This window comes from Zobellella endophytica (assembly GCF_003012775.1).
Classification (GTDB): Bacteria; Pseudomonadota; Gammaproteobacteria; order Enterobacterales; family Aeromonadaceae; genus Oceanimonas; species Oceanimonas endophytica.
In genome coordinates, this window is the sequence record NZ_PXYG01000002.1 from 588,836 (window position 1) to 604,292 (window position 15,457).

General features: G+C 62.4%; 11 protein-coding genes and 4 tRNA genes. 4 read left to right on the forward strand and 11 right to left on the reverse strand.

Annotated features, from left to right (window positions below; translation table 11 throughout):
• The first annotated feature begins 39 nt into the window (after window positions 1-39).
• Window positions 40-246 carry a hypothetical protein gene (locus C7H85_RS07980; protein WP_106729173.1) on the forward strand — a complete coding sequence of 69 codons (207 nt, stop codon included), beginning with the start codon at window positions 40-42 and terminating at the stop codon, window positions 244-246.
• Between the two features lie 66 nt (window positions 247-312).
• The gene (locus tag C7H85_RS07985) at window positions 313-1,194 is read left to right on the forward strand and encodes a bile acid:sodium symporter family protein (protein ID WP_106729174.1); all 882 of its coding nucleotides are present in this window, start codon (window positions 313-315) and stop codon (window positions 1,192-1,194) included.
• Between the two features lie 377 nt (window positions 1,195-1,571).
• Here C7H85_RS07985 and alr read toward each other — a convergent pair whose 3' ends face one another.
• Window positions 1,572-2,660, reverse strand: coding sequence for an alanine racemase (alr, locus tag C7H85_RS07990; RefSeq protein WP_106729175.1), 1,089 nt, complete (start codon window positions 2,658-2,660; stop codon window positions 1,572-1,574).
• Between the two features lie 9 nt (window positions 2,661-2,669).
• On the reverse strand, window positions 2,670-4,064 hold the full coding sequence (dnaB, locus tag C7H85_RS07995) for a replicative DNA helicase (RefSeq protein WP_106729176.1): 1,395 nt from the start codon (window positions 4,062-4,064) through the stop codon (window positions 2,670-2,672).
• Between the two features lie 344 nt (window positions 4,065-4,408).
• Here dnaB and C7H85_RS08000 point away from each other — a divergent pair, with 344 nt between their 5' ends.
• Both C7H85_RS08000 and C7H85_RS08005 read left to right on the forward strand, forming a co-directional pair.
• On the forward strand, window positions 4,409-5,254 hold the full coding sequence (locus C7H85_RS08000) for a Tim44 domain-containing protein (protein ID WP_106729177.1): 846 nt from the start codon (window positions 4,409-4,411) through the stop codon (window positions 5,252-5,254).
• 148 nt (window positions 5,255-5,402) lie between these two features.
• Window positions 5,403-8,375, forward strand: a complete 2,973-nt coding sequence (locus C7H85_RS08005) for a bifunctional diguanylate cyclase/phosphodiesterase (protein WP_106729178.1) — start codon at window positions 5,403-5,405, stop codon at window positions 8,373-8,375.
• A 54-nt stretch (window positions 8,376-8,429) separates the two neighbouring features.
• On the opposite strand, the gene C7H85_RS08010 is transcribed toward C7H85_RS08005, so the two are convergent.
• The 9 genes from C7H85_RS08010 to alaS all read right to left on the reverse strand — a co-directional run bounded on the left by C7H85_RS08010 (window position 8,430) and on the right by alaS (window position 15,436).
• Complete coding sequence (locus tag C7H85_RS08010; RefSeq protein ID WP_106729179.1) at window positions 8,430-9,560, reverse strand: sodium ion-translocating decarboxylase subunit beta; 1,131 nt, start codon at window positions 9,558-9,560, stop codon at window positions 8,430-8,432.
• A gap of 9 nt (window positions 9,561-9,569) precedes the next feature.
• On the reverse strand, window positions 9,570-11,357 hold the full coding sequence (oadA, locus tag C7H85_RS08015) for a sodium-extruding oxaloacetate decarboxylase subunit alpha (RefSeq protein ID WP_106729180.1): 1,788 nt from the start codon (window positions 11,355-11,357) through the stop codon (window positions 9,570-9,572).
• 53 nt (window positions 11,358-11,410) lie between these two features.
• A complete protein-coding gene (locus C7H85_RS08020) occupies window positions 11,411-11,662 on the reverse strand; it encodes an OadG family transporter subunit (RefSeq protein ID WP_106729181.1) in 252 nt (83 codons plus the stop codon).
• A 274-nt stretch (window positions 11,663-11,936) separates the two neighbouring features.
• Window positions 11,937-12,013, reverse strand: a tRNA-Arg gene (locus tag C7H85_RS08025).
• A gap of 27 nt (window positions 12,014-12,040) precedes the next feature.
• Window positions 12,041-12,117, reverse strand: a tRNA-Arg gene (locus tag C7H85_RS08030).
• 27 nt (window positions 12,118-12,144) lie between these two features.
• Window positions 12,145-12,221 (reverse strand) — tRNA-Arg (locus tag C7H85_RS08035).
• Window positions 12,222-12,226: 5 nt separating this feature from the next.
• A tRNA-Ser gene (locus tag C7H85_RS08040) sits at window positions 12,227-12,319 on the reverse strand.
• Window positions 12,320-12,453: 134 nt separating this feature from the next.
• Window positions 12,454-12,645, reverse strand: a complete 192-nt coding sequence (csrA, locus tag C7H85_RS08045) for a carbon storage regulator CsrA (RefSeq protein WP_094040499.1) — start codon at window positions 12,643-12,645, stop codon at window positions 12,454-12,456.
• Between the two features lie 166 nt (window positions 12,646-12,811).
• Window positions 12,812-15,436 (reverse strand): alanine--tRNA ligase, encoded by a 2,625-nt coding sequence (gene alaS, locus C7H85_RS08050; RefSeq protein ID WP_106729182.1) that lies wholly within the window; start codon window positions 15,434-15,436, stop codon window positions 12,812-12,814.
• Window positions 15,437-15,457: the final 21 nt, after the last annotated feature.

Sequence of the window (15,457 nt, forward strand, 5' to 3'; positions counted from 1 at the left end):
ATAGTTAAGGCTCGTCACGGCCCTGTTCAAGGATGAGTTATGGGCAAATTGATCAAGTGGCTGCTGATCCTGGCGGTGGCCGTACTGGTATTGAGCGAGGTGAATCTGAGCGCTTCGCTCTACAGGTATGAAGACAACCAGATTGAAATCATCTTTCCCCGCTGGCGGACCGAGTCCCCCTGGTATTACCTGAGATGGAATCCGGGGCGGGAAGAGTTCATCCACCGCTGGCACCCGGAAGCATGACCTGGATCAGTCGCCTCCCCTACCCCCATGGTAGTATCCGGTTATCCAATACCGGGGCCTACCGCCATGAGCGATATATTGACCACCCTCTTGCTGCCCCTGATGCTGGCGCTGATGACGCTGGTGATGGGCATGACTCTGGAAGTCAGCCACTTCAGCCGGCTGCTGGGTACCCCGGGGCCACTGCTGCTGGGCCTGGGGATGCAGTGGCTGCTGCTGCCCCTGCTGGCCTGGCTGCTGATTGTCATGCTTGAACTGCCGACGTCGATTGCCGCCGGGGTGATCCTGGTGGCCGCCGCTCCCGGCGGCGCCACCTCCAACCTGTTCAGCTTCCTGGCCGACGGCGACACCGCCCTGTCGGTGAGCCTCACCGCGCTGGTTGGCCTGCTGACCCCCGTCTGGATGCCGCTGGCGGTGATGACCCAACTGCACTGGCTGGGCCTGGACAGCCACGAGCTGTCCCTGCCCCTGGGTCGCACCATGGTGCAGCTGGCGCTGATCGGCATACTGCCGGTGGCGATCGGCATGGGAATTCGTCAACGCTACCGGCGCTGGGTGGAACGCCACCAGTCCCGGCTCAAGCAACTGGTGAGCCTATCATTCATGCTGGTACTGCTGGCGCTGGTGGCCCGCAACCTGAAGCACCTGCCTTCCCTGTTCGGCCCCCCGGCCCTGGCCATGCTGCTGCTGTGCACCCTGGCCCTGACCTGCGGCTACCTGGCCGCCCGCCTGGCCAAGTGCCCGGAGGCGAGCTGTCGCAGCCTGGCATTCGAGGTGGGCATCCAGAACGGCGCCACCGCCATGCTGGTGGCCTATACCCAGCTCGGCTCGGAGGCTCTCGCGGTGATGGCCCTGCTCTACGGCATCCTGATGAACATCCCCGCCTTGGCGCTGCTGGCCTGGTTCCGTAAAAAAGGACGACGGGGAGCGGTGCTGAGCGTGCAGTAAACGACAAGGCCGGCTCCTTGCGGGACCGGTCTTGCAGACTGCTGACAAGCCTTCGGGTTTACCTAAACACGCAACACTCATGCCAAAACAGGCGGGCAAAGGGAACAGCTCCGCCGACCGTCACATGCCAGGGGGCGCGAAGCGCCTTGCACCGCCGCCAGCATCGCAAAGCGATGAGATGGCGGTTTCCGCGACATCCGGCATGGGCCGAGCAATACAGGGGGCGAGCTCGTCTCGCCGTGACGAGCGGTTTCAGCCTGACCGAACATCCAGTGAATGTTCGCAGCAGGCTGAAACCGCGAGTGTCTTGTCCAGAAGCGTGTCGGGGGAGTTGGTCCTTTGGCTGACTCGTACCAGTGAAAAAGGCAACTTTGTCATCAACCGATATATTCGAGCCTGGGTCGGGCGGTCATCCGGGTGACCAGCTCATAGGCGATGGTGCCCACATGGCGGGCCACCTCTTCCGCCGCCAGGCCCTCGCCCCACAGCAGCACCTCGTCTCCCACCTTGTCGGTGGCGTCCGGCCCCAGGTCGACGGTGGCCATGTCCATCGATACCCGGCCCGCCAGGGGTACCCTACGGCCGTTCACCAGCACCGGGGTTCCGGGCGGCGCCATGCGCGGGTAGCCGTCGCCGTAGCCCACCGCGATCACCCCGATACGGGTATCCCGCAGGCTCACCCAGGAGCCGGCATAGCCCACCGGCTCGCCGGCCTTGAGCTCGCGCACCGCGATCAGGCTGGTGGTGAAGTCCATCGCCGGGCGCAGGCCGAAGTCGCTGCCCTGCCGGTCACCGAAAGGGGTGATACCGTACAACATGATACCCGGGCGGATATAGTCGGCGTGAGCCTCGGGAAAGGCGATAACACCGGCGGAGTTGCACAGCGCGATAGCCTTGACCTTGCCGGCGGTCACCTGCTTGAAACGGGTGATCTGGGCCTGGGTCACCGCCTGCTGCTCGGGCTCGTCGGCCCGGGCGAAGTGGGTCATGGCATTGACCGGCTGCACTACCCTGGCAATGGCCGCCAGCCGGGCGAACACCTCGTCGGCCTGCTCGGGGGCAAAGCCCACCCGGTGCATGCCCGAGTCAATTTTCACCCAAACGGTGACCGGTGCGGCCAGCGGGGTCTGCTCCAGTGCCTCGAGCTGGGCGTACTGGTGAATGCAGATCTGAAAATCATTGAGCGCGGCGTATTCCAGCTGACTGAGGTTGAAGAATCCTTCCAGCAGCAGTATCGGCTGGCGGATACCGCCGGCCCGCAGCTTTTGTGCTTCCTCGAAGCGGGCCACCGCGAACAGTTCGGCCTCGTCCTTGAGTGCGGCCGCCACCGTCAGGTCACCGTGGCCGTAGGCGTTGGCCTTGACCACGGCGATGGCCCTGGCGCCCGGGGCCAGCTGTTTGGCTACCCGCAGGTTGTGCCGTACCGCTTCCAGATTGATGCGGGCCACTGCCCCCGTTGCATCCATCTCTGCTCCTTAATAGTCATCATCGAAATCCGGTCCGGCGTAGTTGTCGAAGCGGGAAAACTGCCCCTGGAACGTCAGCCGGACCTTGCCTATGGGTCCGTTACGTTGCTTGCCGATGATGATTTCAGCGATGCCCTTGTCCGGGCTGTCGTCGTGGTAGACCTCGTCCCGGTAGATAAACATGATGAGGTCGGCGTCCTGCTCGATGGAGCCCGACTCCCGCAGATCCGAGTTCACCGGCCGCTTGTCTGCCCGTTGTTCCAGGCTGCGGTTGAGCTGGGACAGGGCCACCACCGGCACCTGCAGCTCCTTGGCCAGGGCCTTGAGCGAGCGGGAGATCTCGGCGATTTCCAGGGTTCGGTTATCGGACAGGCTGGGGACCGTCATCAGTTGCAGATAGTCCACCATGATCATGCTGATGCCGCCGTGTTCTCGCGCCACGCGCCGGGCGCGGGAGCGGACTTCGGTCGGCGTCAGGCCGGAAGAGTCGTCGATATAGAGCTGACCCTTTTCCAGCAGCATGCCCATGGTCGAGGACAATCTGGCCCAGTCTTCATCATCCAGCTGCCCGGTGCGTATGCGGGTCTGATCGATACGTCCCAGGGAAGCAAGCATCCGCATAATAATCTGCTCAGATGGCATTTCCAAGGAGAAGATGAGTACTGGTTTATCATTTGTTAGTGCAGCGTGCTCGCAAAGGTTCATTGCAAAAGTAGTTTTACCCATAGAGGGTCGGGCTGCCACTATAATCAGGTCCGAAGACTGCAGTCCGGCAGTTTTTTTATCCAGATCCGTGTATCCGCTGGACACCCCGGTGATGCCCTGATGGGGATTTTTATAAAGATCTTCGATGCGGTCGATGGTCTTCTCGAGCAGCACCCGCAGGGGTTGGGGGCCGTCGTTGGCATTGGTGCGGCTCTCGGCAATCTTGAACACCTTGGTTTCGGCCAGATCCAGCAGATCGGCGGAGTTGCGTCCCTGGGGATCGAAACCGGCCTCGGCGATCTCGTTGGCCACCGAGATCATCTCCCGCACCACCGCCCGCTCGCGCACAATATCCGCATAGGCGCCGATGTTGGCGGCGCTGGGGGTGTTCTTGGCGATTTCCACCAGGTAGGAAAAGCCGCCCACGGTATCCAGCGCCTCGTGCCGCTCCAGCTCTTCCTGCACCGTAATGAGATCGATGGGGTTGCCCGCCTGGCTCAGCCGCTGCATGGCCTGGAAGATCAAGCGGTGCGGCCGGCTGTAGAAATCCGGCTCCGAGACTTTCTCCGCCACCCGATCCCAGGCGTTGTTGTCCAGCAACAGCCCACCCAGCACGGATTGTTCCGCCTCGAAGGAATGGGGTGGCATCTTGAGCTGGGCCACGGCCTTGTCGGTCTTGGTGGCGGTCTTTTCTGTCATCGGTCGTCTCACTGATTTGCCAAAACACCATTATCGGGATTTTACGCGAGGTCCGAAAGTCCCATTCACCCTTGCGCCAGGCTGGACCCCTTTCCCCGGATTCAGGAGGCTCCCTGATGAAGGGGCCATCCCTCACCCGGCGATTGGCCTGAATAAAGAACAGTCGGAGCGGCCCTCCAGGTCCGCCTTTATGCCGTTTGGCCACCCGGTGCGCTTTCCCTGGGCCAAACGCGTCTGACTTCGACAGCACGGCGATACGGTCGGTGGCTGCCGGCTTAATCACCAGTTGACATAACATGTCGCTGCTTTAGGATGTTGCTTGTCTGTAACCCAAGGAAACTACTATGCGTAAACTTCTTGCCCTGTTTACCCTGATCTTCGCGGTCGGCATCAGCACCACCGCTTTCGATGCGGAAGCCCGTAAGCTGGGCGGTGGCAGCCGCTCGGTCGGTAAGTCGTACCAGACCGCGCCCAGCCAGCCGACCCAGCAGAATGTCAACCGCAACACCACCAACCAGACCCAGCAGACCGGCAAGAAATCCGGCCTGATGGGCGGCCTGCTCGGCGGCCTGCTGGCCGGCGGCCTGTTCGCCTACCTGCTCGGTTCCGGCGCCTTCGAAGGCTTCCAGTTCATGGACTTCCTCCTGATCGCGGGCCTGGCCTTCGCCGCCATCATGATTTTCCGCATGCTTCGCCAGACCAAGGCCCCGGCCCCGCGCCCGGCCTACGGTGGCCCGCAGCAGTTTGAAGCCGCCCGCCCGGCACCGGCAAACGGCGCCGCGTCCGGCTTTGGTGCCAGCGAGGTGCCCTTCAACCTGCCGCCGAACTTCGACATGCAGGCGTTTCTGCAAGGCTCCCGCGAGCACTACCGCACCCTGCAGCAAGCCTGGAACCAGAACGATCTGGAGAAAATCCGCGAGTACGTCAGCCCCGAACTCTTTGCCGAACTGAGCCAGGAACGCGCCAGGCTCAGCGGCGAGCAGCACACCGAGGTGATGTTCGTCGATGCGGAACTGGTGCGGGCCGATCACAGTGCCAGCCTGGCCCAGGTCAGCCTCAAGTTCAGTGGCCGCTACCGCGACAGCCACGAAAGCGTAGAGCAGGATATCCGCGAGGTATGGCACCTGGAGCGCGATCTTACCCGGCCCAATGCCCCTTGGCTGATTGTCGGCCTGGAAGACCAGGCCTGAGCCCCGCCGTTACAGAAGCTGCCCCCGGGCAGCTTTTTTACTGCAGCTCCCCGTCCACCCTGTCGGCGGCGCATACAACCCCATTTATCTTTACTTGAAAATAAACTATCGTGTAACCAGACTGTAAATATCCTGTTGTGGTGACGCCATGCCCGCCCTGCACCTTCTCCGGCCCGGTTATCGGGCCTCCCGGATCCTCCTGCTGGCCTGCAGCTACGCCGTTGTCGGCCATCTCTGCCTCAGCCATCCCTTTGCCGGCACCCACATCAGCCTGATCTGGGCCCCAGCCGGGCTGGCGTTGGCCGGACTACTGCGCTGGGGGCAGTGGCTCTGGCCGGGGGTCTGGCTCGGCGCCCTGCTGATCAACTACCTGGCTGGACTGCCGCTCTGGATAGCCGCCGGCATCGCCTCCGGCAATACCCTGGTTCCCTGGCTGATTGTCCGCCTGCTGCGCCACTATGGCATCCACAGCAGCCTTGACCGGCGCCAGGATTTACTGGCCTTCCTATTTATCGGCGTGGTGCTGGGTGCCTCCCTGAGCGCCCTGAACGGCGCCAGCCAGATCTGGCTGGCGGGCAAGCTGCCGCCCGGGCTCTGGCTCAGTGGCTGGCTGTACTGGTGGCTGGGTGATGCCATCGGCACCCTGATCGTGGGCACCCCCCTGTTGACCTTTTCCTGGCGCCGCCTCATTCCCTCACTCCGGGGCTGGCGCCTGCCGGAAACGGTTACCGTGCTGTCGCTGCTGCTGCTGCTTGCCGTCCTGCTGTTCCTTTCCGACAGCCGAGAAGCCATCCTCCTCACCGCTTCGCCCCTGTTGTTCATCCCCTTTCTCCTACTGAGCTGGATAGCCATCCGCGCCGGGGTTGGCCTGGCCTCACTCGCAGCACTGGCGGTGTCGGTCATCGCCGCCCTGGGCACTCTCGAGGGCCAGGGCGGCTTCAGCCTGGGCAATCCTCACCAGAATCTGCTTATGCTTTGGAGTTATATGGCTACCATGTCGGTGATCACCATGCTGATCACTGTGCTGCTTAACGAGCTGACCGCCAGCCGGCAACATCTGGAGCTGGCGATCAACGGGGCCAACCAGGGAACCTGGGACTGGGATCTGCAGCAGGATCGACTCGAGGTACATCTGCCCTGGCGTCATGCCGGCAATGAGCGACTCGCCAGCGGCGACCTGCACCGCCTGGTCCACCCCGACGACAAACCCCTGCTGGATGAGGCACTGACGCGGCACCTGGCGGGGGAGTCCGCCTCCTTCCACTGCGAGTTGCGCCTACGCTGCAGGTCCCGGCAGTGGCGCTGGGTGATGGCCAGGGGCAGCCTGACAGGCAGGGACGACCGGCTCAAGCCACTGCGCATGGTCGGCATGGTAGCGGATATCTCGGCCCGAAAACGGGACGAGGAACGACTGCGTCTGTCGGCCAGCGTCTTCGCCCACGCCCGGGAGGCCATCATGATCACCGATGAGCGCTTCCGCATACTGGACACCAACGACGCCTTCACCGAGCTGACCGGTTACGCCAGGGGGGAGGTGCTGGGCCGTGTCCCCGGCAGCCTGCGCCCCGGCACGGAGGCCGCTTACGAGCCGGTCTGGCGGCAGTTGAGAAACAAGGGATACTGGCGTGGCGAAATCAACGGCTGTCGCAAGGACGGCACCAACTATACCGAGCACCTGACCGTATCGGCAGTATTGTCACCGGCGGGAACCCCCGGCCATTATGTGGCGATGTCATCCGACGTGACCCTGCTCAAGCAGCAGCAGCAGGCGCTCGAATACCAGGCTCACTACGACAGTCTAACCGGGCTGCCCAACCGGACCCTGCTGAGCCGGCGCATGACCAGCGCCATGGCAGCGACCCGCCGCCGGCAATTGGCCATCTGCTACCTGGATCTGGATGGCTTCAAACCGATCAACGACCAGTTCGGCCATGACGGCGGAGACAAGCTGCTGGTGATGGTTGCCGAACGACTCGGACAGCACCTGGGCCCCGACGACACCCTGGCCCGGCTGGGCGGTGACGAATTCATCCTGCTGCTGGACCATATCGGGCAGCGGTCGTGGCAAGCCTCGGTCGACCGAGTGTTGCAGTTGCTCAACCAGCCCTACCCGCTGGAAGAACGACAGGTCAGGCTCTCCGCCAGCATCGGCGTGGTGATCTATCCGGAAGATGGCGAAGACGTCGACGGCCTGATCCGCCGGGCCGACCAGGCCATGTACCGGGCCAAGCAGGCCGGTCGCAACCGCTGCTGTCGCTTCGACGATGAACACGACAGCCACGCCCGGGCCCGCCAGCAAATGCAGGCGGAAATGGAACAGGCGCTGGCAGAGCGACGCTTGTTGCTGTATTTCCAGCCCAAAATCGACATGCGCAGCGGAGCCCTGATCGGTGCCGAAGCCCTGCTGCGCTGGCAACACGCCGACGGCCGGCTGCTCACCCCACCCCATTTCCTGCCGCAAATCGAAGCCACCCCGCTCGACCTGCAGTTGGGGAACTGGGTGCTGGCCCAGGCGGTGGCCCAGCTCAGGGACTGGCAGCGCCGTGGCCATGGCTTAAGCCTGAGCGTCAACATCTCCCCCCATCAGTTGCAGGATCCCGGTTTTATCCCCGTCCTGGAACGACTGCTCGCCGAAGGAGAGGCCATCGCCGCCGGCCGGCTGGAGCTGGAGATCCTCGAGACCGCCGCGATCAAAAACATCAAGCAGGTGACCGACATCATCCACCATTGCCATCGCCTGGGCCTGCGTATCGCGCTGGACGACTTCGGCACCGGCTATTCCTCCCTGACCTACCTCAAACGACTGCCCGCCGACGTGCTCAAGATAGACAAAAGCTTTGTCATCGACATGCTGGACAACCCGGAAGACAAGGCCATAGTGCAAGGGATCATCGGCCTGGCCCGGGCCTTTCAGCGCGAAGTGGTCGCGGAAGGTGTCGAGTCGGCCGGACACCGGGCCATGCTGCTGGGACTAGACTGCCATCTGGGACAGGGCTTCGGCATCGCCAGGCCGATGCCGGCCGCAGAATTCGAACGCTGGCAGCAGCAATACCGGCCCCGCCCCTGTCGTCCCGAGCCGATTCGCTGCCAACCACCGGCATTATCCCCGTCCTTGGGGTAAAGACCAAAAAGGCGCCCGCAGGCGCCTTTTTGGTATTGCAGAGCCGCGACCGACTTAGCCCACCAGGGCCAGCAGCACGCCGGCGGCCACCGCCGAGCCCAGCACCCCGGCCACGTTGGGGCCCATGGCATGCATCAGCAGGAAGTTCTGGTTGTTGGCTTCCAGCCCCACCTTGTTGACCACCCGGGCCGCCATCGGCACCGCCGACACCCCGGCCGCGCCGATCAGCGGGTTGACCTTGCCTCCGCTCAGTTTGCACATCAGCTTGGCCATCAGCACGCCACCGGCGGTACCGATGGAGAAGGCCACCGCACCCAGCGCCAGGATCCCCAGGGTGTCCAGGGTCAGGAACTTGTCGGCGGACAGCTTGGAGCCCACCGCCAGGCCGAGGAAAATGGTGACGATGTTGATCAGCTCGTTCTGGGCGGTCTTCGACAACCGGTCCACCACCCCGGATTCCTTCATCAGGTTACCCAGGCAGAACATGCCGATCAGCGGCGCCGCCGACGGCAGGAACAGTATGGTCAGGGCCAGCACCATCAGCGGGAACAGCACCTTCTCCCGTTTGCCCACGTGGCGCAGCTGATCCATCTTGATCGCCCGCTCTTCCTTGGTGGTCAACAGCTTCATGATCGGCGGCTGGATAATGGGCACCAGCGCCATGTAGGAGTAAGCCGCCACGGCGATGGCCCCCAGCAGATCCGGCGCCAGCTTCGACGCCAGGAAGATGGCGGTCGGGCCGTCCGCGCCCCCGATGATGGCGATAGCCGAGGCATCCGCCAGGGTAAAGTTGAACCCGGGCAGGAAGTTCAGGGCAATGGCGCCGAACAGGGTGGCGAAAATGCCGAATTGGGCTGCCGCCCCCAGCAACAGGGTCTTGGGATTGGCGATCAGCGCCCCGAAGTCGGTCATGGCGCCGACACCCATGAAGATCAGCAACGGAAAAACGCCACTGCCGATGCCGACTTCATAGACGTAGTACAGCAGGCCGCCGGGCTCGGCCATGCCCGCGTTGGGAATGTTGGCCAGCACGCCGCCGAAGCCGATGGGCAACAACAGCAGGGGCTCGAAGCCTCTGGCGATGGCGAGATAGATAAGGCCCAGGCCCACCACTATCATCACCAGTTGTTTCCAGTGGAAATTGGCCAGGCCGGTTTCCTGCCACAGGGTCAGTAAAGAATCCATCACCGCTCCTCAGGCCAGACTGACCAGGGGGTCACCCACGGACACCGCGTCGCCTTCCTTGACCAGCACGTCGGCGACCTGACCGGACCGGGCGGCACGCACCTCGGTTTCCATCTTCATGGCTTCCATGATCAGCAGCACATCACCTTCGGCGACCTGGCTACCTTTCCTGGCCACCACCTTGAAGATATTGCCCGCCAGCGGCGCCAGCACGGCCTCGGCCGCACCCGCCGGGGCAGCCGCAGGAGCGGCGGCCGGCGCGGCCGCACCGCTTTCCCGCACGGCACTGATGCTGCCGGCCGGACCCACTTCCACCTCGAACACCTGGCCGTCGACCTTGACCGCATAGACTTCGGGCACGCCAGTGGCGGCTTTGGCAACAGGCGCGGGAGCAGCCTGCTCGGGCTCGGAACCGGGGGCCGGCTCGAAGGCAGCCGGGTTGTCGCGGTTGCGGATAAACTTGAGACCAATCTGCGGGAACAGGGCATAGGTCAGCACATCGTCCACCTCGTCGGCGGCAACCCGCAGTTTTTCCTCTTTGGCCAGGCCCTGGAATTCGGCGGTCAGTTTGTCCAGCTCGTCGCGCAGCAGATCCGCCGGGCGGCAGCTGATGGGCTCCGCGCCATCCAGTACCCGTTTTTGCAGCTCGGCATTGACCGGGGCCGGGGCCGCGCCGTATTCGCCTTTCAGCACGCCGGCGGTTTCCTTGGTGATGCTCTTGTAGCGCTCGCCGGTGAGCACGTTGATCACCGCCTGGGTCCCCACTATCTGGGAAGTGGGGGTGACCAGCGGGATAAAGCCCAGGTCTTCCCGCACCCGCGGGATTTCCTTGAGCACTTCGTCCATCTTGTCGGCCGCGCCCTGCTCCTTGAGCTGGCTCTCCATGTTGGTGAGCATGCCGCCGGGCACCTGGGCCAGCAGGATGCGGGAGTCCACACCCTTGAGGCTGCCTTCGAACTGGGCGTACTTCTTGCGCACGTCGCGGAAATAGGCGGCGATTTCTTCCAGCTTGACCAGATCCAGGCCGGTGTCGCGCTCGGTGCCTTCCACCATGGCCACCAGGGTCTCGGTGGGCGAATGGCCGTAGGTCATGCTCATGGAGGAGATGGCGGTGTCCAGCATGTCGATGCCGGCGTCGATGGCCTTCATGTGGGTCGGCAGGCTCAGGCCGGTGGTGGCGTGGCAGTGCAGCGCCAGCGGCAGCTTGACCGCCGCCTTGATGCTCTTGATCAGTTTCTCTGCTTCATAAGGCTTGAGCAGGCCGGACATGTCCTTGATGCAGATGGAGTGGCAGCCCATGTCCTCCAGCTTCTTCGCCATGTCCACCCACATTTCCAGGGTATGCACAGGAGAAGTGGTGTAGGAGATGGTGCCCTGGGCGTGGCCGTCCACCGCCACGGTCGCCTTGATGGCGGTTTCCAGGTTGCGCACGTCGTTCATGGCATCGAAGATGCGGAACACGTCCATGCCGTTGGTGCGCGCCCGCTCGACGAACTTGTACACCAGATCGTCCGCGTAATGGCGGTAGCCCAGCAGGTTCTGGCCACGCAGCAGCATCTGCTGCCTGGTCTTGGGCATGGCCTTCTTCAGGGCGCGCAGGCGTTCCCAGGGATCCTCCCCCAGGTAGCGGATACAGGCATCGAAGGTGGCGCCGCCCCAGGTTTCCAGCGACCAGTAGCCGATATCGTCCAGCTTGGCGGCGATCGGCAGCATGTCTTCCAGGCGCAGGCGGGTGGCCAGGATGGATTGGTGGGCATCACGCAACACCACATCGGTGATGGCAAGAGGTTTAGTCATATGACGAGGCTCCGTTAAGTTCCGTTTCCGGTTAGTCCGTGTCTGAGCGGGGCTCAGCCTTTTTTATTGTTTTTGTACTGCGTAATGGCGGCACTGATCGCCGCCAGTTTCTGCGGGCTCGGTCCGGGGGCTGGGGCTGGCGCCGCCGTGGTCGTAACCGCGACCGGTTGCGGTGCTGCTTCGCCGGCAATCCGCGAGAGGACCTTGACCGCCACTATGGTCAGGGACAGGAAGGCAAATACGAATACCATCCCCAACCCCATCAAGGTGGCGGCATCAAACAGTTGGGAAGTGACCTGATTCATCAGCATGCTCCTTGCTGTACAATATCCGGCCAAGAGCATACCCAGCTTGAGGTTGCCTTGGCAATGTTACATTCTAAAAATGTTGTAAAGATTACAAAAAAAATATGACTCAAGCCACACTTTACACATTTAAAGCTAAAAATTAAGAATAAATATGCAGAAAATCCATCATCAATGTCGTTTGTATACAAATTGATAACAAGGGGGAGGTGGAGTGAACATCAAAGAGGAAAACAAAAAGCCGGCCCTAGGCCGGCTTTTTGTTTTTGGAAAATGGCGCATCCGGGAGGATTCGAACCTCCGACCGCTCGGTTCGTAGCCGAGTACTCTATCCAGCTGAGCTACGGATGCAATGTTGAAATCATCGGGAATCTTAGATGGCGCATCCGGGAGGATTCGAACCTCCGACCGCTCGGTTCGTAGCCGAGTACTCTATCCAGCTGAGCTACGGATGCTTCTCTAAAAAACTGTCTTGTGTAATATGGCGCATCCGGGAGGATTCGAACCTCCGACCGCTCGGTTCGTAGCCGAGTACTCTATCCAGCTGAGCTACGGATGCGTAAATGGCGGTGAAGGAGGGATTCGAACCCTCGATGCGGGTATAAGCCGCATACTCCCTTAGCAGGGGAGCGCCTTCAGCCTCTCGGCCACCTCACCGTGTTTGCGGGGCGTATATTACTGTCCGGCGAAAATAAGTCAAACACTTTTTCCAATCAGTTTTCCATTCGAACAGTCTTCAAACACAATGGGTTAAAAGCAGCCAACCCGAACAAAAAACGCCCCGAAAAGTCTTAGTACTGGCTGTCCTGACCGGTGCCTTTCTCAGCCTGTATGCGCATGTAAATCTCTTCACGATGCACGGAAACTTCTTTCGGCGCGTTGACGCCGATGCGTACCTGGTTACCCTTGACGCCCAGCACGGTCACGGTGACTTCATCACCAATCATCAGGGTTTCCCCCACTCGACGAGTCAATATCAGCATATGGCTGCTCCTGTTAATCTGTGTATTAGTTAAAAATGTTATTTATTATCCAATAAAGGCTCTAAAAAACCTAGTCCCCGTCCGGTAACAAATGGGGGCGCCGGCCATAAAATCAAGGGGCCTGTCAACGACAGGCCCCTGAAATTGCCACTATCACCGTTCAGGATTATAGCCGCTCTGTCAACCAGGGCGTGATCGAGGCCAGCGCCGCCGGCAGCTGCGCCGGCTCGGTACCACCGGCCTGGGCCATGTCCGGCCGGCCACCGCCCTTGCCGCCCACCTGCCGGGCCACCAGGTTGACCAGCTCGCCGGCCTTGACCTTGTCGGTCAGATCCTTGGTCACCCCGGCAATCAGGCTGACCTTGCCGTCGGCCACGGTCGCCAGCACCACCACCCCGGACTGCAGCTTGGCCTTGAGGTCGTCCAGCGAGCCGCGCAGGGATTTTGCATCCACCCCCTCCAGGTTGGCCACCAGCACCTTGGTGCCGTTGACGTCAATGACCTGCTCCAGCAGGGAAACACCCGCCTGGGCGGTGAGCCTGGCCTTGAGCTGCTCGATTTCCTTCTCGAGCTGACGGCTGCGGTCCAGTACCTGGCGCACCTTGGCGGAAACCGAGAACAGGTCTCCCTTGACCATGCCGGCAGCCAGGGCCAGTTCGTGATCCAGCTGATGCAGGTAGGCCAGGGCCGCGTCACCGGTCACCGCCTCGATGCGACGAATACCGGCGGCGATGCCGCTCTCGGACAGGATCTTGAACAGGCCAATATCACCGGTGCGCTGTACGTGGGTACCGCCACACAACTCGGTGGACGCCTCACCCATGGTCACCACCCGCACCTCGTCATCGTATTTCTCGCCGAACAACGCCATGGCACCGGCATGTTTGGCGGCGTCCAGGTCCATCAGCGCGGTGGACACCGCGTGGTTGGCCCGGATCTCCTTGTTGACCATGTCCTCGACTTCGCGGATGTCCTGCGGGCTCATCGCCTCCAGATGAGAGAAATCGAAGCGCAGCCGGTCCGGGCCCACCAGCGAACCTTTCTGGATCACGTGCTCGCCCAGCAGCTTGCGCAGGCAGGCGTGCAGCAGGTGCGTGACCGAGTGGTTGAGTGCGGTGGCCTGGCGACGGTAGCTGTCGACCGCGGCGGTGACGGTTTCTTCCTGCTCCAGGGTACCCAGCTCCAGGTAACCCAGGTGCAGTATGCCGTTGCCGGCCTTCTGGGTGTCCCTGACCACGAACAGGCCGTCGTCCATCTTGATCACCCCGGTGTCGCCCACCTGGCCGCCGGACTCGGCGTAGAAGGGGGTCTTGTCCAGTACCACTGCCCCCTCCTCACCGGCGATCAGTGCCGGCACCGGCTCTCCGTCCTTGAACAGCGCAGTCACCCGGGCCGGTTCGGCCAGATGCTGGTAGCCGGTGAAGTCGGTGTGACCGTCCACCTTGATCACCCTGGAGTAATCCACCCCGAAGTTGGAGGCCTGCTTGGCCCGCTCCCGCTGCTGCTGCATCAGGGTCTCGAAGCCGTCCTCATCGATGCTGAGCTCGCGATCACGCAGCACGTCCGCAGTCAGATCCGCCGGGAAGCCGTAAGTGTCGTACAGCTTGAACACCACCTCGCCGGGCAGCACCTTGCCGTCGCCCAGATTGTCGATGGCCTCTTCCAGCAGTTGCAGGCCACGCCCCAGGGTGCGGGCAAACTGCTCTTCTTCCAGCCGCAGCACCTTCTCGATAACGGCACGCTGGCTGTTCAGCTCCGGGTAGGCATCAGACATCTGCTCGCACAGCGCCCCCACCAGGGTGTAAAAGAAGGCCTGCTCGGCACCCAGCTTGCGGCCGTGCCGTACGGCGCGGCGGATGATGCGGCGCAGCACATAGCCCCGGCCCTCGTTGGACGGCATGACGCCATCGGCGATCAGGAAAGAGCAGGAGCGGATATGGTCGGCGATCACCCGCAGCGACTTGTTGTCCAGATCCTCGGTGCCCACCGCCTGGGCCGCCGCCTTGATCAGCGCCTGGAACAGGTCGATCTCGTAGTTGGAATGCACCCCCTGCAGGATGGTGGCGATCCGTTCCAGGCCCATTCCGGTGTCCACCGACGGTTTGGGCAGCGGCTCCATGGTGCCGTCCGCCTGCCGGTTGAACTGCATGAACACCAGGTTCCAGATCTCGATATAGCGGTCGCCGTCTTCTTCCGGGCTGCCGGGAGGGCCACCCCAGATCTCGGGGCCGTGATCGTAGAAGATCTCGGTGCAGGGGCCGCACGGACCGGTATCGCCCATGGTCCAGAAGTTGTCGGAGGCATACTGCGCGCCCTTGTTGTCGCCGATACGCACGATGCGCTCGACGGGCACCCCTATCTCCTTGGCCCAGATATCGAACGCCTCGTCGTCGGTGGCATAGACGGTCACCCACAGCTTGTCCTGCGGCAGCTTGACCACGCCGGTCAGGAATTCCCAGGCAAAGCGGATGGCATCCTGCTTGAAGTAGTCGCCAAAACTGAAATTACCCAGCATTTCAAAGAACGTATGGTGACGCGCGGTATAGCCCACGTTCTCCAGATCGTTGTGCTTGCCGCCGGCTCGCACGCAACGCTGGGAGCTGACCGCCCTGTTGTAGGCCCGCTGCTCCAGCCCGAGGAACAGATCCTTGAACTGGTTCATGCCGGCGTTGGTAAACAGCAGGGTCGGGTCGTTATGGGGCACCAGCGAGCTGGACGCCACCACCTGGTGGCCCTGCTGGCGGAAATACTCGAGAAACGCGGTGCGTAACTCAGATGTGGTCATCTGCATGGATAATCCTGTTCTATTGCT